Raw genomic sequence first — 15583 nt, forward strand, 5'->3', positions numbered from 1 at the left:
ACAGCCTATCGGCATTGTACATAGGTGTCTAGTGCCTGCCCAACGTCGATGCAAGAAGCCGTTCCGGCGTCGTGGCAGGAACCAAACGTGCTGGCTATTGAGGTGTCGCGCCAGGCGAGGTTGTCAGGGCGCGGCGACCGATGGCTGCGCTACCGGTTGCCGGAAATGGTCTTTTCCACATAGCGCGAGAACTCCTCGACATCCTCTGCCGGGGGCTCCTGGCCGGTGAAGCTGCGCAGATAAGCGGCGACATGAGGCAGGCGGCTGCCCATCGGCTCGTTGAGTTCGAGCGAGTAATAGCCGATCTGCATGAAATAGAGCACGCGGGCTCGCACGAACGCGTCTTCCTCGTCGTAGCCATGACGCATGAACATCTCGCGAATGGCATCGACGCGCTCCTCGTCGGCCTCGTCGAGCACGCGCCTGATGGCAGGCGAGCGACGGGCCCAGGCCCTGATCGCGAAATCGAGCTGCGGATCGAACAGCCTTTCGTCCACCCAGCATTCGAAAATGCTCATCACCCCGCGGATGACGGTCGCGGAGGGGCGCCTGGCGCGTTCGACGATGAACCTGGTGTTGGTCTGCCGCCAGTAATCCAACAACTGGTCGAGCAGGTCCTGCCGGCTCTTGAAATACCAGTAGAAGCTGGAGCGCGACACGTCGAGCTTCTGGCCGAGCGTCAGCACACGGACGCGTTCGACGCCATCCGAGATCAACGTTTCAAGCGCAAGCTTCAGCCAGTCTTCGCGGGTGGCCTTGACGTTGCCGGTGGCGCCGGCGCGCTGGATCGTCGTATCGGTGGCTTCCATCGACATGACGCATGACACGCTGCATTAGGCAAATCAAGGCTATGGACACTTCTGTCCAGGGCAATTCGATCTGGCCCGGATGATGCGTCGGGGATGTCAGCTGGATCGAGGTCGATGCGGCATCGCGGCCGCCGCACCGTCGGCGTGCCGCCAAGTCGAGGGATTTTTGTCGCGGCGGCTAGTCCACTGCGTGCTTTCCCGCAAGACAATTGTCTGTCAAATACCAGTTCAGACAGATGCCGCCGCGCGGCCAGCCAGCAGGGACGACACGAACATGACGCTGTTTCGACAGAACCTCATCGATGGCGAATGGGTCGGCGACGCCGGTTCCCGCAACATCAACCCCTCGGATACCGGCGATGTCGTCGGCGACTATGCCTCGGCGGGCGCCGCGCAGGCGGGGCAGGCGATCGCCGCGGCCAAGGCGGCCTTCCCGACATGGTCGCGTTCCGGTCCGCTGGCGCGCCACGCCGTGCTGAAGAAAGCGTCGGACGAGATTATGGCGCGCAAGGACGAGATCGGCCGCAACCTGGCGCGCGAGGAAGGCAAGACGCTGGCCGAAGGCATCGGCGAGACCATTCGCGCCGCCCAGATCTTCGATTTCTTTGCCGGCGAAACATTGCGCCTGTCGGGCGAGGTCGTTCCAAGCGTGCGCCCGGGCGTCGGCGTCGAGATCACCCGCGAAGCGGTCGGCGTGGTCGGCATTATCACGCCGTGGAATTTCCCGATCGCCATTCCGGCCTGGAAGATCGCTCCGGCCCTGGCGCATGGCAACACCATCGTCTTCAAGCCGGCCGAGCTCGTTCCCGAGAGTGCCTGGTCCATCGTCGACATCCTGCATCGCGCCGGCCTGCCGAAGGGCGTGCTCAATCTCGTCATGGGCAAGGGCTCGGTCGTCGGCCAGGCCATGCTCGACAGCCCCGATGTCAATGCCATCACCTTCACCGGCTCGGTCGGCACCGGCAAGCGCGTCGCCGCGGCAAGCATCGAGCACATGCGCAAGTTCCAGCTCGAAATGGGCGGCAAGAACCCTCTGGTCGTGCTCGACGATGCCGATCTTGCGGTCGCTGTCGATTGCGCCCTCAACGGCGCCTTCTTCTCGACCGGTCAGCGCTGCACGGCATCGTCCAGGCTGATCGTGACCGACGCCATTCATGACCGTTTCGTCGATGCCCTCAAGGATCGCATGGGCAAACTGGTCATCGGCGACGCGCTCGACGCGCAAACCCAGATCGGTCCGGTCGTCGACGCAACCCAGCTGAAGCAGGACGAGGATTACATCGCCATCGGTCGCGCGGAGGGCGCCGAGCTGGCCTTCGGCGGTGAGCGGCTCGACCGCAAGACGCCGGGCTTCTACCTGCGGCCGGCGCTGCTGACGCAGGCCACCAACGCCATGCGCAGTTCGCGCGAGGAGATTTTCGGGCCTGTCGCCAGCGTCATCCGCGTCAAGGATTACGACGAGGCGCTGGCTGTCGCCAACGACACGCCGTTCGGCTTGACCTCGGGCATCTGCACCTCGAGCCTCAAGCATGCCACCCACTTCAAGCGCAATTCGGAGGCCGGCATGGTAATGGTCAACCTGCCGACGGCGGGTGTCGACTTCCACGTTCCGTTCGGCGGCCGCAAGGGCTCGAGCTATGGTCCACGTGAACAGGGCCGCTATGCGGCGGAATTCTACACCACGGTGAAGACCGCCTATACATTCGCAGGCTGATCGGCCACTGGCCGATCATGCCGGCTGATCGGCCGTCAGCCGATCATGCTGGCGGCACGCACATCAAGGACACCGGACCGACGCAAAGCGATGACATTGCAAGACCTGACCTGGCTCAATCCGCCGCCGCATCATGCCATCGACGGCGATGCCGTTCGTGTGCGCACCGGCAAGGAGACCGATTTCTGGCGCGAGACCTTCTACGGTTTCTGGCGCGACAACGGCCACTTCCTTTACCGGCGGGTCGAGGGTGATTTCACCGCCGAAGTCACCGTCGAGGGCCGCTACGAAGTGCTCTACGACCAGGCCGGATTGATGGTCCGGCTCAGCGAAACGCACTGGATCAAGGCCGGCATCGAATACACCGACGGCGTGATGTATTTTTCCGTCGTCGTCACCAACGATGCCTCGGACTGGTCGCTGGCCACCATTCCGGCCGGTCCGCACGGCGTACGGATCCGGTTGACCCGTCATGCCGAGACGATCCGCATCCAGTACCTCGATGCCTCCGATGGCCACTGGAAGCCCGTGCGGCTCGCCTATTTTCCGATCTCGAAGGCTGTCGATGTCGGCATGATGTGCTGTTCGCCGCAACGCGAGGGTTTCGAGGCCACATTCTCCGGTTTCTCGGTCGGTCCGCCGATATCGCGCGAATTGCACGATTGAAGCCTGCGCCTGTGCATGTCGCCCAAAAGTGGTCCCGGTTTTTGGGACAACGACATGCATCAAACAAAGACCTGAAGCGCGTCGCCTAGGTCCGTTTCAACGCGACGCGCTTCAGGCGCCTCAAATCATGCGCCGGCCTCGCCCAGCCCCAGCCCGTTGCGGACCGCATTGCGGATGGCTTGCGGGCCGAACCTTGCCCATACGGCTTGATGCGCCAGGATGCGTTGTCGCGCTCTGCGTTCGGCGTCGAGGCAAAGTCCGACAGCCATGTCGGCAAGCTCTTCATCGCTCTCCGACAGCAGCAACTCTTGGTTCTCGACAAAGCCTAGTCCTTCGGCGGCCAGCGGCGTCGCGATCACCGGCACGCCCCAGGCCATCGCCTCCAGGATCTTGATGCGCGTGCCGCCGCCTGCCGCCAGCGGGATGATGGTGAGATGCGCCCTGGACAACAGCGGCGCCATGGTTTCGGGATCTTCGACGAGCTCCACACCAGGCAATCGCGCCAGCGCCCGCACGGCGGGCTTCGGGCTGCGCCCGGCAATAACCAGTCTTGCCGCCGGCAAAGCCTGCCGGATGCGGGGCAATATGGTGCCGGCCAACCTCTCGACGGCATCGACGTTTGGCGGATAGTCGAGATGGCCGACGAACAGGTTGACCGGAAAGCCGTTGTCGGCCGCAGCCTCGGCGGGCAGCGTTTCGGGGATATCGCCGGCGTGAGGAATTCCGTTCGGAACGACATCGATCGGCACCTTGTGCGGGAAAAGGGCGATCAGCCTTTCGCGATCCTCGTTCGAGCAGACCCAGATCCTGTCGACGAGGGCAAGCGCCTTGCTTTCGAGGCGCCTGATGGCAATGGCCGCGGCAAACCTGGCCGCGGCGGATCGCGCCTTGTCGGCGCGATGCAATTGCCCCGCCAGGTCGGACTCGACATTGTGCATGTCGAGGATGAGCTGTTTCGTCAGGGGTCGCAAGGGCCGCAGCAGTTTGAACAGGCCTATGCCCTCGACCATAATGCTGTCCGGGCGGAAGTCTCGAACCAGTCTCTCCAGCCGCGCCAGGGCGGAGCGCGAAATGCGATGCTCTGCCCTTATGCGCCACCAGCCGATCGAGGCGGAGCGGGCTTCGCCTTCGATCGATAAGGCCTCGATGCGGATATGCGGATCGATGGCTTCCACGACCTGCGGCCGCACCGATGCCAGGCAGACAGGTCCGAATGCGGCTGCCGCCACGGCATTTCGGTGGTTCCGCAGATCCGTGCCGGAGGCTGGTGGAAAGGCAGGATCGTGCGACACGACCAGCACACGCCGTTCGGCGCTTCGCGGCTCGTTTCCAAAAGGCATTCCAGATGGCTCCGCGATCACAAAAGCTGCTTCGACTTGTTCAGTTGAACGGTGCTTTCGTCAAGCGCTGCAATCAGCCTGGCCACGGCCGGCCAGCATGCAACCTTCTATTGTCGAACAGTCATCGCCTGGACCACGCCAGCCAGCGCGCCGACAGCTGCCGCCAAAACGAGGTGAACCGGGTTCGCCGGTAGGCGTCGCCGGCCATCTTTATGCCTTGTGCCTGCGTCGGAAAGGGATGGATGACATCGGCCAGCGCGTGCAATCCCATACCGGATTTGATGGCGAGCGACACCGCATTGATCATCTCGCCGGCGTGGCTGGCGACGACCGTGGCGCCGAGGATGCGGTCGGACCCTTCCCTGACGTGGATTTTGACGAAACCTTCTTCCTCGCCGTCCATGACCGCGCGCGCGACATCGTGCATCAGCACCGTATAGGTCTTGACCGGGATGTCGTTCCGGCGCGCGTCCGCCGGATAGAGACCGACATGGGCGATTTCCGGATCGGTATAGGTGCACCACGGCACGACCAGTTCACTGAGCTTTTTTCGACCGAGAAACAGGGCGTTGTGCACGACCATGCGGGCCGTTGCCTCGGCGGTATGGGTGAATTTGTAGTCGAGGCAGACGTCGCCCGCCGCATAGATGCGCGGATTCGTGGTTCTCAGATAATCGTCGATCCTGATGCCGTTGGCGTCATATGCCACCCCGGCATTTTCCAGGTCGAGACCGTCGACATTGGGCGAGCGGCCGATGCCAGTGACGATCTCGTCGACGGAAATCGTCGTCGTGTCGCCGTCCCGCATGAGGTCGGCAAGCTTCTTGCCGCCTTCCGTCCGTACCGCCACAACCTCGGTGTTGAGGCGAACCTCGACCCCTTCGCGCGCCAGCGCATCCGAGAGGATCTGCGCGGCGTCGCGTTCCTCGCCAGGCAGGAACATCGGGTCGCGCTGCGCCAGGATGACTTTCGCGCCCAGCAGGCAGAAGGCCTGCGCCGCCTCGCAACCGAGCGGTCCGCCGCCGACGACCAGCAGCCGTGGCGGGCATTCCGTGAGGTCGAATATGGTCTCGTTGCTGAGATAGCCGGCCTCGACCAGCCCGGGAATTGCCGGCAGGCTTGGACGCGTGCCCGTTGCGATCAGCGCCTTCCTGAAATGCAGCGTCTTGCCCGCGACCATGACTGCGTCCCGCCCGGAAAATCGCGCTTCGCCGAAATAGAGGTCGATGCCTTCCGACGCGATGGTCGCCGCCGAATCGGCGCGGCTGATCCGCTGCCGGATCTGCCGCATGCGCGTCATTGCCCGCTGAAAGTCGACATGAAGATGCTCCGGCGTGTCGCCGCCAAAACTTTCGGCATCGCGCATATCGGCATAGAGCCTGGCCGTGCGGATGATCGACTTCGACGGGATGCAGCCGACATTGACGCAAGCACCGCCGATCAGGTTGCGCTCGATGAGCGCGACCTTGGCGCCAAGGCCGGCCGCTTCGCGGGCGGCGGTCAGCCCGGCCGGTCCGGCGCCGATGACGACGAGGTTGTATGGACCGTCGGGCTCCGGGTTCTTCCAGTGTGGCGGATGAGCGCTCTTGATCAGCTCGATGTCGTTGCGGTCGACAGGGAAGGCGTTGGTCCGGTCACGCGCCATCGCCGCCATCCTTCGACAGCCATCCACCCGTGAAGCCCGCCTTGCTCAGGCCGCGGCGGATGTGCTGGTTGGACCGCATCAGCTTCCAGATCATGCGTGATCGGTGGTTCTCGATCATCATCACCACGATACCCTGGTCCAGTCCGTAATGGCCTTCCGACACCCAGCCGTGCCGGCCGAATTTTCGCCGGTTCGCCAATGTCGGATTGAAGCCGCTCGGCAGCCGGAAATTGTCGATCACTTCGGGGTAGCGATCCCCGAGATGGCGCAGCGCCGCGAGACAAATGTCCGGCGCGAAAGGCAGCGACGCCGGATAGGACCATGGGGCGATCGTCCCGTCATCCGGCCCGAAAGGCGCACCGCGCGCGGCATAGCCGGAAAACCGGTGCGGCCGTCGCTCCACCCTGGCACGGAAGCCGCCCGGCCCGTCGCCCGCCGAAAGCCCCCACAAATTCTCTCCATAGCCGTCAAAGCTATAGGGATTGTGGCGTGCATAGTCGCGGTGAAGGTAGGTCGAGCGGCGACTGTTTTCGAAATAGTCCGAATTCTTCTCGCGCATGAACGCGTCGCGGATGCCGGCGAAATCGATCCAGGCATGCGAGAACTGGTGCATGAACAGCGGGCCGCCATAGAGCACATCGTAGCCGTAGATGTTTTCCCACTGGTAGGTCGCCGTCCAGCCGGCATAGCTGTCGTCCGAGGTCGGGCTGTCGGGCGAGGCCATCGACAGCACATAGAGGATCGTCGCCTCGTTGTAGCCCTCCCAGCCATAGTGCAGAAAGCCGCTCTTCGGCTTCCAGCCCTGCCGCAAGGTCGGCGTGCTTCCTTGCGCCCAGCGCCAGTCGACGCGGCGATAGAGCGCCTCGGCCAGTTGCCGGATTTCGCACTCGTCTTCACCGGCGTCCGAGAAATAGGCGCCCGCCACCAGCATGCCGACGACCAGCAGTGCCGTGTCCACCATCGACAGTTCGCAGCGCCAGACGCGCAGGCCGCTCCGCATGTCGAGGAAATGGTAGTAAAAACCCTTGTGGCCGGTGACCTCGTCGCCATTGCCTTGCGGGCTGGTCCAGAAGAAACGCAGCGCCGCGAGCGTCAGCTTCACGGCCGCCTCGCGCGTCATCCAGCCGCGCTCGACCCCGATCGGATAGCAGGACAGCGCGAAGCCGACGACGGCGATGCTGGCCGGCGAATTCGGCCGCGACGTATCGGCGACCAGCCCGTTTTCCGGGTTCACATTCTCCAGGAAATAGTCAAAAGCGGCGCGCTGATAGCGGTCCAGAAGCTCGTCGTCGGACAGCGCGGCGGGTTCGGCTCTAAGCAAACGATGCAAACTCCAGCCTGATAACCGAAACCGTCCGCCGCACGGCGATGACGAGCCGCCGGCGGCTTATGGCGCATGCCGAACTTTCACTCCGTGTCATGGCTTTCCTGCATACTCCACCTGCATCATCGTCGATTCGAGCGTTGGCAACTATACGCATGTCCCGCTTCGTTCGTTGCCCGTCACGCAGAATTGTAGTTACAACCGCCCGACGAGGGGGATGTTTTGACTTGGCCAGTCGGCGGCGCGGCTGCCCCACCACCAGAGGTCACCACCAGGCACATTCAAGTTGGCATCCAAGCCGATCGTCCGGGCCGATCCCGGCCGGTATTATATCGGATTTCCCTCGAGCTCTCTGCGCAATGTTTCCACCATCGCCACCAGCGCCGGTCCGATTTCGGCATGCGCGCGGTCCTCGGTGATGATCTCGCCGATGCCGCCGCAGGTGATGGCGACCAGCGGCGAGCCGTCGCGCGGGCGGAACGGCACGCCGACCGCATGGATGTAGCTGTGCCAGGCACCGAACGACGTCACATAGCCGAACCGTGCATACTGGGCGATCGCGTCGGTGAAGGCCGCTTCTATCGTCTTGATGCTTTCCGGCTCTGCTGCCTGCAACGCTCGCAGAAGATTGGCGCGCTCCTCGGGCGAAAGAGCCGCCACATAGGCCAGTCCCATCGATGTCTTCCAGATCGGCAGGTAGGAGCCTGGATTGAGCCGCAGCGTGACAAGGCTCTCCGACCGGCAATTGGCCAGGTAGACCATGTTGAGGCTGTCGCGCGTGCCAAGCGCCACCGCCGCCCCGGTGAGGTCGGCCAGCGGCTGCATCAGCGGCCGGGCGACGTGAACGACGGCGCTGGAGCTGAGCGCCGAATAGCCGAGCGCCACGGTGGCCGGCCCCAGGCTGTAGCGGCCGAGATCCTTGTCATACAGGAGGTAGCCGAGCGCGCTCAGCGTATAGGTGATGCGCGACACCGTCGCCTTCGGCAGGCCGGTGCGGGCGATGATGTCCTGGTTGCCGAGCGAGGCATCGCCCGGCCTGAAGGCGCGCAGGATGCCAAGCCCGCGCACCAGCGACGACGAAAGCTGCGCGCCTTCGCCCTCAAGCTCCGTCTCGTCCTTGGTCGCTCGCTTGCGCACGCTCCGGGTCTTTCTGGCGACGGTGTCCGCCTGTCAGGCCGGTGCCGCCGGCGCGGTCTGATCGAAAAATGAAATTAAATTCCATTTATATTGACAGCGGCTTTCCCGGACTGTCAATATGCCCGCATCGGTGGCATGTCCCAGCGCCTTGTGCCATCCTACGAAGCCCGTCCTTGTGAAGGTAGCCACGTGTCCCGCTATATTTTGCGCCGGCTTATCGCGATGCCGTTTCTGGTGCTCGGCATCGTCACCATCGCCTTCCTGATCACCACGGTGACCAAGGGCGATCCGCTGACCGCCATCGTCGCCGAACAGCAGATGAGCAATCCCGAAGTGGTTGCCGCCGCCAAGGCGCGCTGGGGCTTGGATCGTCCGTTGCCGGAGCGCTATATGATATATCTTGGCAATCTTTTGAGCGGCGATCTCGGCACCTCGTTCATCACCAAGCGCAATGTCGGAACCGACATCCTCTACCGGTTGCCGGCAACGCTCGAGCTGGTCGTCGCCGCGATGATCTTCGGCACCACGCTCGGCATCGTGCTTGGCGTGCTGGCCGCCTATTTCCGCAACAGCCTGATCGACCACGGCGCGCGGCTGTTCGCTCTGTTCGGCTCGTCGTTGCCGGTGTTCTGGTCGGGTCTCGGCCTGCTGTTCATCTTCTCCGTCTTGCTGAACTGGCTGCCGGGACCGGGCCGTCTCGATGCCCGCCTGGCGCTGCCGCCCGGAATCACCGGCTTGCTCACCATCGATTCGCTGCTGGCCGGCAATCTCACCGTCTTCAAGGACGCGCTCTGGCACCTGCTGCTGCCGGCCTTCGTGCTCGGCTGGACGGTTTCGGGAACCATATCGCGGCTGGTGCGCGCCAACATGCTGGACGTGATGAGCCGCGAGTTCGTGCTGACCGCGCGCGCCAAGGGGGCGAGCGAGTTCCGCGTCGTCATCGTGCACGCGCTGCGCAACACCATGGTGCCGACCTTGACCGTCATCGGCTATTCCTTCGCCTATCTGATCACCGGCGCGGTGCTGACCGAGACCATCTTCTCCTGGCCGGGCATGGGCTCTTACGCCGTCGAGGCGGCACGCGCGCTCGACTTCCCGGCGATCATCGGCGTCACCATCGTCGGCGGCCTGGCTTTCCTGGTCACCAATCTCATCACCGACATACTCTATGTCGTCGCCAACCCGCGCGTGAGATTGAGCTGATGACAGCCGTCGTCACCAAGTCTCGCTCCTCTACGGTCCCGGAATGGCTGACCGCGCCGTTGGTCATCGGCACCGTCGTCATCCTGTTCTGGCTGTTCATGACCGTGTTCGCCAACCTGGTCGTGCAGTTCGATCCGCTCGAAATGGTGGCGCGACGCTTGCAGCCGCCGAGCTGGGCGCATTGGTTGGGTACCGATGCGCTCGGCCGCGATGTTCTGAGCCGCACCTTGCACGGGGCGGCGCATTCGCTGCCGATCGCGGTTCTGGTCGTCGTCTCGGCGGTGGTCATCGGCTCGCTGCTCGGGGCGATTTCCGGCTTCGTCGGCGGCCTGACCGGTGCGGCGATCATGCGGCTGGTCGACGTCACCCTGTCCTTCCCGCCAATGCTGCTGGCCATGGCCGTCGCGGCCTCGCTCGGGCCGGGCCTCGGCAACGCCGCCATCGCCATGGTGCTGGTGTGGTGGCCTGTCTACGCCCGGCTGATGCGGGCGCAGGTGCTGGAGGTCAAGGAGCGCGAGCATGTCGAGGCGGCGATCGCCGCCGGCGCCAGGCCGCGTCGCGTGCTGTTCACGCACATCTTGCCGCTCTGCTGGACCCCGGTTCTGATTAGCGCCACGATGGATCTCGGACAGGTCGTGCTGCTCGCCGCGTCGCTGAGCTTCATCGGTCTCGGCGCCACGCCGCCGACGCCCGAATGGGGCTCGATGATCTCGGACGGCGCCGTCCATTTCTATCAGTGGTGGATCGCCTTCGGTCCCGGCGTCGCCATCCTCACCATCGTGCTCGGCTTCAATTTCATCGGCGACGGCTTGCGCGACATTCTCGATCCAAGGTCGGACTAGGCGATGAGCGCACAATTATCTCCGCGCTCCGGCGCAACCGACAAGGCAGCCGAGCGCGAGCCGCTGCTGTCCATACGCGGGCTGCGGGTCGGCTTCCGGCGGGCGGGCAGTCAGTTCGAGGCGGTGCGTGGCATCGATCTCGACGTCGCCAAGGGCGAGGTGGTCGGCATTGTCGGCGAGTCCGGTTCCGGCAAATCCGTCGGCATGCTCGCCGCGCTCGGTCTGACCTCCAAGAACGCGGTGGTCACCGGTTCTGTACGTTTCAACGGCGACGAACTGGTCGGCAAATCATCGCGCGAGATGCGCAAGATCAGGGGCGCGCGCATCGCCATGATCTTCCAGGATCCGCTGTCCTCGCTGAACCCGGTGATGACCGTCGGCGCCCAGATCGCCGAGGCGGTCAGGCTGCATCAGCGCGTCACCCGCAAGCAGGCCATGGCGCGCGCGGTGGAACTGCTCGCTTTGGTGGCGATCCCGCAACCGGAGCGCCGGGTCAACCAGTATCCGCATGAGTTCTCCGGCGGCATGCGCCAGCGTGCTGTCATCGCCATGGCGGTCGCCAACGACCCCGACCTGTTGATCGCCGATGAGCCGACCACGGCACTCGACGTCACCGTGCAGGCGCAGATCCTGGCGGTGCTGCGCTCGCTGCAGGAACGGCTCGGCCTTGGCCTGGTGCTGATCACCCATGATCTCGGCGTCGTCGCCGGTCATGCCGACCGCGTCGCGGTGGTCTATTCCGGTCGTGTCGTCGAGCAGGCGGGTGTGTCCGAGCTGTTCGCCGATCCGCGCCATCCCTATACGCGCGGTCTCATCGCCTCGATCCCCAATCTCGAGGAAAGCCGCGAGCGGCTGTTCTCGATCGATGGGTCGCCGCCCGCGCTTGGCCGCTTGCCGGGCGGCTGCGCCTTCCATCCACGCTGCATCTATTCCGAGGCACGCTGCCGGACCGAAGACCCGCCGCTGCGCGACATTGGCGGCCGGTTCTCGGCCTGCCATTTCGCGACGACCTTGCCGCCCTTCCACAGCGCCTCGCTGGCGGCGGCAAGCCTGGACAGTGGAAACGTGGCCCCATGAGCGCAGCAGAGCAAATTCAGGCGCAAGCCACACCGGCGCCGGCACTTTCGGTCCGCCATCTGGTCAAGGATTTCCCGGTTCGCGGCGGCCTCGTCTTCGACCGCGCGGTTGCTCATGTGCGGGCGGTCGCCGATGTTTCCTTTGACGTTGCGCCCGGCGAGACATTGGGGCTGGTCGGCGAATCCGGTTGCGGCAAGTCGACCCTTGGGCGCTGCCTGATGCGGCTAATCGAGCCGACCAGCGGCGAAAGCTGGTTCCGTGGCCAGAACCTGCTCGCCCTCAATCACGAGGATATGCGCCTGATGCGGCGCTACATCCAGCTGGTCTTCCAGGATCCCTACGGTTCGCTGCATCCGCGCATGCGCATCGCCGACAACATCGCCGAGCCGCTGCGCATGAGCGACATGTCGGCGGCCGACCGCCGCGCCCGCGTCACCGAACTGCTCGAACTGGTGCGGCTCAATCCCGAGCATGGCAAGCGTTATCCGCATGAACTCTCGGGCGGCCAGCGCCAGCGGGTCGTCATTGCCCGCGCGCTCGCGCTTAACCCGCAAGTGGTGATCCTCGACGAGCCGGTGTCGGCGCTCGACGTTTCGGTGCAGGCCGGCGTGCTCAACCTGCTCAAGGACATCCAGCAGTCCTTCGGCACCTCCTACCTGTTCATCGCCCATGATCTCTCGGTGGTGCGTCACATCTCGCACCAGGTCGCGGTGATGTATCTCGGCAAGATCGTCGAGATCGCGCCGGCGGCCGAACTCTATTCCAGGGCGCTGCATCCCTACACCCAGGCGCTGCTGTCGGCGGTGCCGCTCGCCAATCCCGAAAAGGAGCGCAAGCGAGAGCGGATCGTTTTGACCGGCGACGTGCCGAGCCCGCTCAACCCGCCATCCGGTTGCCGTTTCCGCACCCGCTGCTTCAAGGCGCAGGCGATCTGCGCCTCCGTCGAACCGCCGCTCGATCCGGCCGGTGGTGCGCATCGCGTCGCCTGTCATTTCCCGGAGCCCGTCAACACCTTCAGGACTGTTTGACAGACCCCGCCGAATTCACCCGCGAAGGATTCCGATGTGACTGAAGACCAAACCAAAAGTGCCGGCACGGCAGGCCGCCTGCCGCTCGAAGGCATCAAGGTTCTCGATCTCTCGCGCGTGCTGGCCGGTCCCTGGGCGACGATGAGCCTTGCCGATCTCGGCGCCGAGGTCTGGAAGATCGAGAACATCGATGGCGGCGACGACACCAGGGCGTGGTCGGTGCCGAACTACAAGGGTGTCTCGACCTACTATCTCTGCGCCAATCGCGGCAAGCAGAGCATCGCGCTCGACATGAAGAACCCCGAGGGCCTGGCGATCGTGCGCGCGCTGGCGGCGAAGGCCGACATCGTCGTCGAGAATTTCCGCTCCGGCACCGCCGAGCGGCTCGGCGTCGGCTATAAGGAACTCAGCGCGTCGAATCCGCGGCTGATCTACTGCTCGATCTCCGGCTACGGCCAGACCGGGCCCGATGCCGGACGGCCCGGCTATGATTTCGTCATGCAGGCTGAAAGCGGCCTCATGGCCATCACCGGCGAGCGCGACGGCGAGCCGATGCGCGTCGGCGTCGCCATCACCGACGTGGTCTGCGGTATGGTCGCAACGCAATCGATCCTGGCGGCGCTTTTCGAACGCGCGACGACCGGCAAGGGTCAGTTCCTCGACCTGTCGCTGATCGACTGCGCGCTCAGCCTGCTGATCAATGTCGGCAGCGGCTACCTCAACACCGGTCGCGAGGTTGCCCGCTACGGCAATGCCCATCCGACCGTTGTCCCCTACCAGATCTTCGAGGCCTCCGATGGCGGCTTTGCGCTGGCGGTCGGCAATGACCGCCAGTTCGCGGCGCTCTGCGAGCAGGTCGTGCACCTGCCGCATCTGGCCAAGGATCAGCGCTTCATCAGGGCAGGCGCGCGCGCCACCAACCGCGAGGCGCTGATCCCGCAGCTTGCCGCCGTCTTCAAGACCAAGACGCGTGACCACTGGATGGCGGCCTGCGCTGCGGCCAGCGTGCCCGCCGGCACCGTGAAGTCGATCCCGGAAGTCTTTGACAGCCCCAATGTGCGCGAACGCGGCCTCGTCCAAACCTTGCCGCATCCGCATCTAGGCTCCGTCGCCATGGTGCGTCCGGCGCAGGGCCTTGCCGCGCAGCTGACCGCCGATTTCACCGCGCCGCCAATGCTGGGCCAGGACACGGAGGCCGTGCTGGCCGGCGTCCTCGCCTACAGCGCCGAGACCATCGATCATCTGATCGGGACGGGCGCCATCGGCGTTTACGCGCCCTCCGCAGAACCGATCCCAGCCTGATTTTCCGAGGAACCTGACATGTACAACAACGTGCTTCTGCACATCGACGGCTCGTGGCGCGGCGCGCGCGACGGCCGCACCATGCCAATCGTCAATCCAGCGACCGAGGTTGAGCTCGGCTCGCTCGCCCATGCCGGCATCGAGGATCTCGACGAAGCCTTGGCTGCCGCCGCAAGGGGGTTCGAGGCCTGGCGCCGCATCTCGCCCTTCGACCGCTCAAAACTGATGCGCAAGGCCGCTGCCATCCTGCGTGAGCGCAACGAGCACATCGCCATGCTGATGACGCTGGAGCAAGGCAAGCCGATCGCCGAATCGCGCATGGAGGCCTTCGCCGCCGCCGACATCATCGACTGGTTCGCCGAGGAAGCACGCCGCAGCTATGGCCGTATCGTGCCGGCGCGCTTCGATGGCGTCAGCCAGTCGGTGGTCAAGGAACCTGTCGGCCCGGTGGCGGCTTTCACGCCGTGGAATTTCCCGCTCAACCAGGCGGTGCGCAAATTGTCGGCCGCTCTTGCGGCAGGCTGCTCGATCGTCATCAAGGGACCGGAAGAAACGCCGGCCTCGCCCGTCGAGCTGGTGCGCGCCTTTGTCGATGCCGGTCTCCCCAATGGCGCCTTGAACCTGGTCTACGGCACGCCGTCCGAAATCTCCGCCTATCTCATTCCACATCCGGTGATCCGCAAGATCTCGTTCACCGGCTCGACGCCGGTCGGCAAGCAATTGGCATCTCTTGCCGGCCTGCACATGAAGCGGGCGACGATGGAACTCGGCGGCCACGCGCCTGTCATCGTCCTGCCCGACGCCGATCTCGACCGCGCCGCGCGCTCGATGGTGGCGGCGAAATTCCGCAACGCCGGCCAGATCTGTGTCGCGCCGACGCGCTTCCTCGTCGACCATGCGGTCTATGATGATTTCATCGGCCGCTTCGCCGAGGCGACCCGCCAGATCAAGGTCGGCGACGGCCTTGCCGAAGGCACCACCATGGGTCCGCTCGCCAATCCGCGCCGCGTGCAGGCGATGGAGGAACTGGTCCACGACGCCGTGCAGAAAGGCGCCGAACTCGTCACCGGCGGCAAGCGCATCGGCAATTCCGGCTATTTCTTCGAACCGACGATCCTGTCAAACGTCGGACCCCATGCCCGTGCCATGAACGAGGAGCCGTTCGGTCCGCTGGCGCTGATGACACCGGTGAGCGGACTGGACGAGGCGCTGGCCGAGGCCAACCGGCTGAACTACGGGCTTGCCGCCTATGGCTTCACCCGCTCAGCGGCGAGTGCGGCGAAAATGTCGTCCGGGATCGCCAGCGGCATGGTGTCGATCAACCACTATGGCCTGGCCCTGCCGGAGGTGCCGTTCGGTGGCATCAACGATTCCGGCAATGGCACCGAGGGTGGCGCCGACGCGCTGGAGAGTTATCTCAACAGCAAGTTCGTCTCGCACCTGCAGCTCGATTGAGCGGTCTCTGACGCGATTCCCTAAGGGAAAGCGCTACGCGC

General features: G+C 64.7%; 13 protein-coding genes. 8 read left to right on the forward strand and 5 right to left on the reverse strand.

Annotated elements, in window-relative coordinates:
• Positions 1 to 149: 149 nt before the first annotated feature.
• A complete protein-coding gene (locus BPNPMPFG_RS25595) occupies positions 150 to 809 on the reverse strand; it encodes a TetR/AcrR family transcriptional regulator (RefSeq protein ID WP_258591394.1) in 660 nt (219 codons plus the stop codon).
• 274 nt (positions 810 to 1083) lie between these two features.
• On the opposite strand from BPNPMPFG_RS25595, the gene BPNPMPFG_RS25600 reads away from it, so the two are divergent.
• Positions 1084 to 2523, forward strand: a complete 1440-nt coding sequence (locus tag BPNPMPFG_RS25600) for an aldehyde dehydrogenase family protein (RefSeq protein WP_258591395.1) — start codon at positions 1084 to 1086, stop codon at positions 2521 to 2523.
• 90 nt (positions 2524 to 2613) lie between these two features.
• Positions 2614 to 3189: a DUF1349 domain-containing protein gene (locus tag BPNPMPFG_RS25605; protein ID WP_258591396.1), complete on the forward strand. Its 576-nt coding sequence runs from the start codon at positions 2614 to 2616 to the stop codon at positions 3187 to 3189.
• A gap of 125 nt (positions 3190 to 3314) precedes the next feature.
• On the opposite strand, the gene BPNPMPFG_RS25610 is transcribed toward BPNPMPFG_RS25605, so the two are convergent.
• The 4 genes from BPNPMPFG_RS25610 to BPNPMPFG_RS25625 all read right to left on the reverse strand — a co-directional run bounded on the left by BPNPMPFG_RS25610 (position 3315) and on the right by BPNPMPFG_RS25625 (position 8635).
• On the reverse strand, positions 3315 to 4529 hold the full coding sequence (locus tag BPNPMPFG_RS25610) for a glycosyltransferase family 4 protein (RefSeq protein WP_258591397.1): 1215 nt from the start codon (positions 4527 to 4529) through the stop codon (positions 3315 to 3317).
• A gap of 121 nt (positions 4530 to 4650) precedes the next feature.
• A complete protein-coding gene (locus BPNPMPFG_RS25615; protein ID WP_258591398.1) occupies positions 4651 to 6174 on the reverse strand; it encodes a mercuric reductase in 1524 nt (507 codons plus the stop codon).
• Positions 6164 to 7495, reverse strand: a complete 1332-nt coding sequence (locus BPNPMPFG_RS25620) for a glucoamylase family protein (protein WP_258591399.1) — start codon at positions 7493 to 7495, stop codon at positions 6164 to 6166. The genes BPNPMPFG_RS25615 and BPNPMPFG_RS25620 overlap by 11 nt, the downstream gene beginning before the upstream one ends.
• A 330-nt stretch (positions 7496 to 7825) precedes the next feature.
• The gene (locus BPNPMPFG_RS25625; protein ID WP_258591400.1) at positions 7826 to 8635 is read right to left on the reverse strand and encodes an IclR family transcriptional regulator; all 810 of its coding nucleotides are present in this window, start codon (positions 8633 to 8635) and stop codon (positions 7826 to 7828) included.
• 222 nt (positions 8636 to 8857) lie between these two features.
• Here BPNPMPFG_RS25625 and BPNPMPFG_RS25630 point away from each other — a divergent pair, with 222 nt between their 5' ends.
• Genes BPNPMPFG_RS25630 through BPNPMPFG_RS25655 form a run of 6 tightly spaced genes read left to right on the forward strand, consistent with a single transcriptional unit; the run spans position 8858 to position 15542 of the window.
• Positions 8858 to 9838, forward strand: a complete 981-nt coding sequence (locus tag BPNPMPFG_RS25630) for an ABC transporter permease (protein WP_413776886.1) — start codon at positions 8858 to 8860, stop codon at positions 9836 to 9838.
• Positions 9838 to 10680 carry an ABC transporter permease gene (locus BPNPMPFG_RS25635; RefSeq protein ID WP_258591402.1) on the forward strand — a complete coding sequence of 281 codons (843 nt, stop codon included), beginning with the start codon at positions 9838 to 9840 and terminating at the stop codon, positions 10678 to 10680. The genes BPNPMPFG_RS25630 and BPNPMPFG_RS25635 overlap by 1 nt, the downstream gene beginning before the upstream one ends.
• Positions 10681 to 10683: 3 nt before the next feature.
• On the forward strand, positions 10684 to 11757 hold the full coding sequence (locus BPNPMPFG_RS25640; protein WP_258591403.1) for an ABC transporter ATP-binding protein: 1074 nt from the start codon (positions 10684 to 10686) through the stop codon (positions 11755 to 11757).
• Positions 11754 to 12785: an ABC transporter ATP-binding protein gene (locus tag BPNPMPFG_RS25645; protein ID WP_258591404.1), complete on the forward strand. Its 1032-nt coding sequence runs from the start codon at positions 11754 to 11756 to the stop codon at positions 12783 to 12785. The genes BPNPMPFG_RS25640 and BPNPMPFG_RS25645 overlap by 4 nt, the downstream gene beginning before the upstream one ends.
• 36 nt (positions 12786 to 12821) lie before the next feature.
• Positions 12822 to 14087: a CaiB/BaiF CoA transferase family protein gene (locus tag BPNPMPFG_RS25650; RefSeq protein ID WP_258591405.1), complete on the forward strand. Its 1266-nt coding sequence runs from the start codon at positions 12822 to 12824 to the stop codon at positions 14085 to 14087.
• An 18-nt stretch (positions 14088 to 14105) separates the two neighbouring features.
• Positions 14106 to 15542: an NAD-dependent succinate-semialdehyde dehydrogenase gene (locus BPNPMPFG_RS25655; protein WP_258591406.1), complete on the forward strand. Its 1437-nt coding sequence runs from the start codon at positions 14106 to 14108 to the stop codon at positions 15540 to 15542.
• The last annotated feature ends 41 nt before the right edge of the window (positions 15543 to 15583 follow it).

The sequence above is a fragment of the Mesorhizobium sp. AR07 genome (assembly GCF_024746815.1).
Lineage (GTDB): Bacteria > Pseudomonadota > Alphaproteobacteria > Rhizobiales > Rhizobiaceae > Mesorhizobium.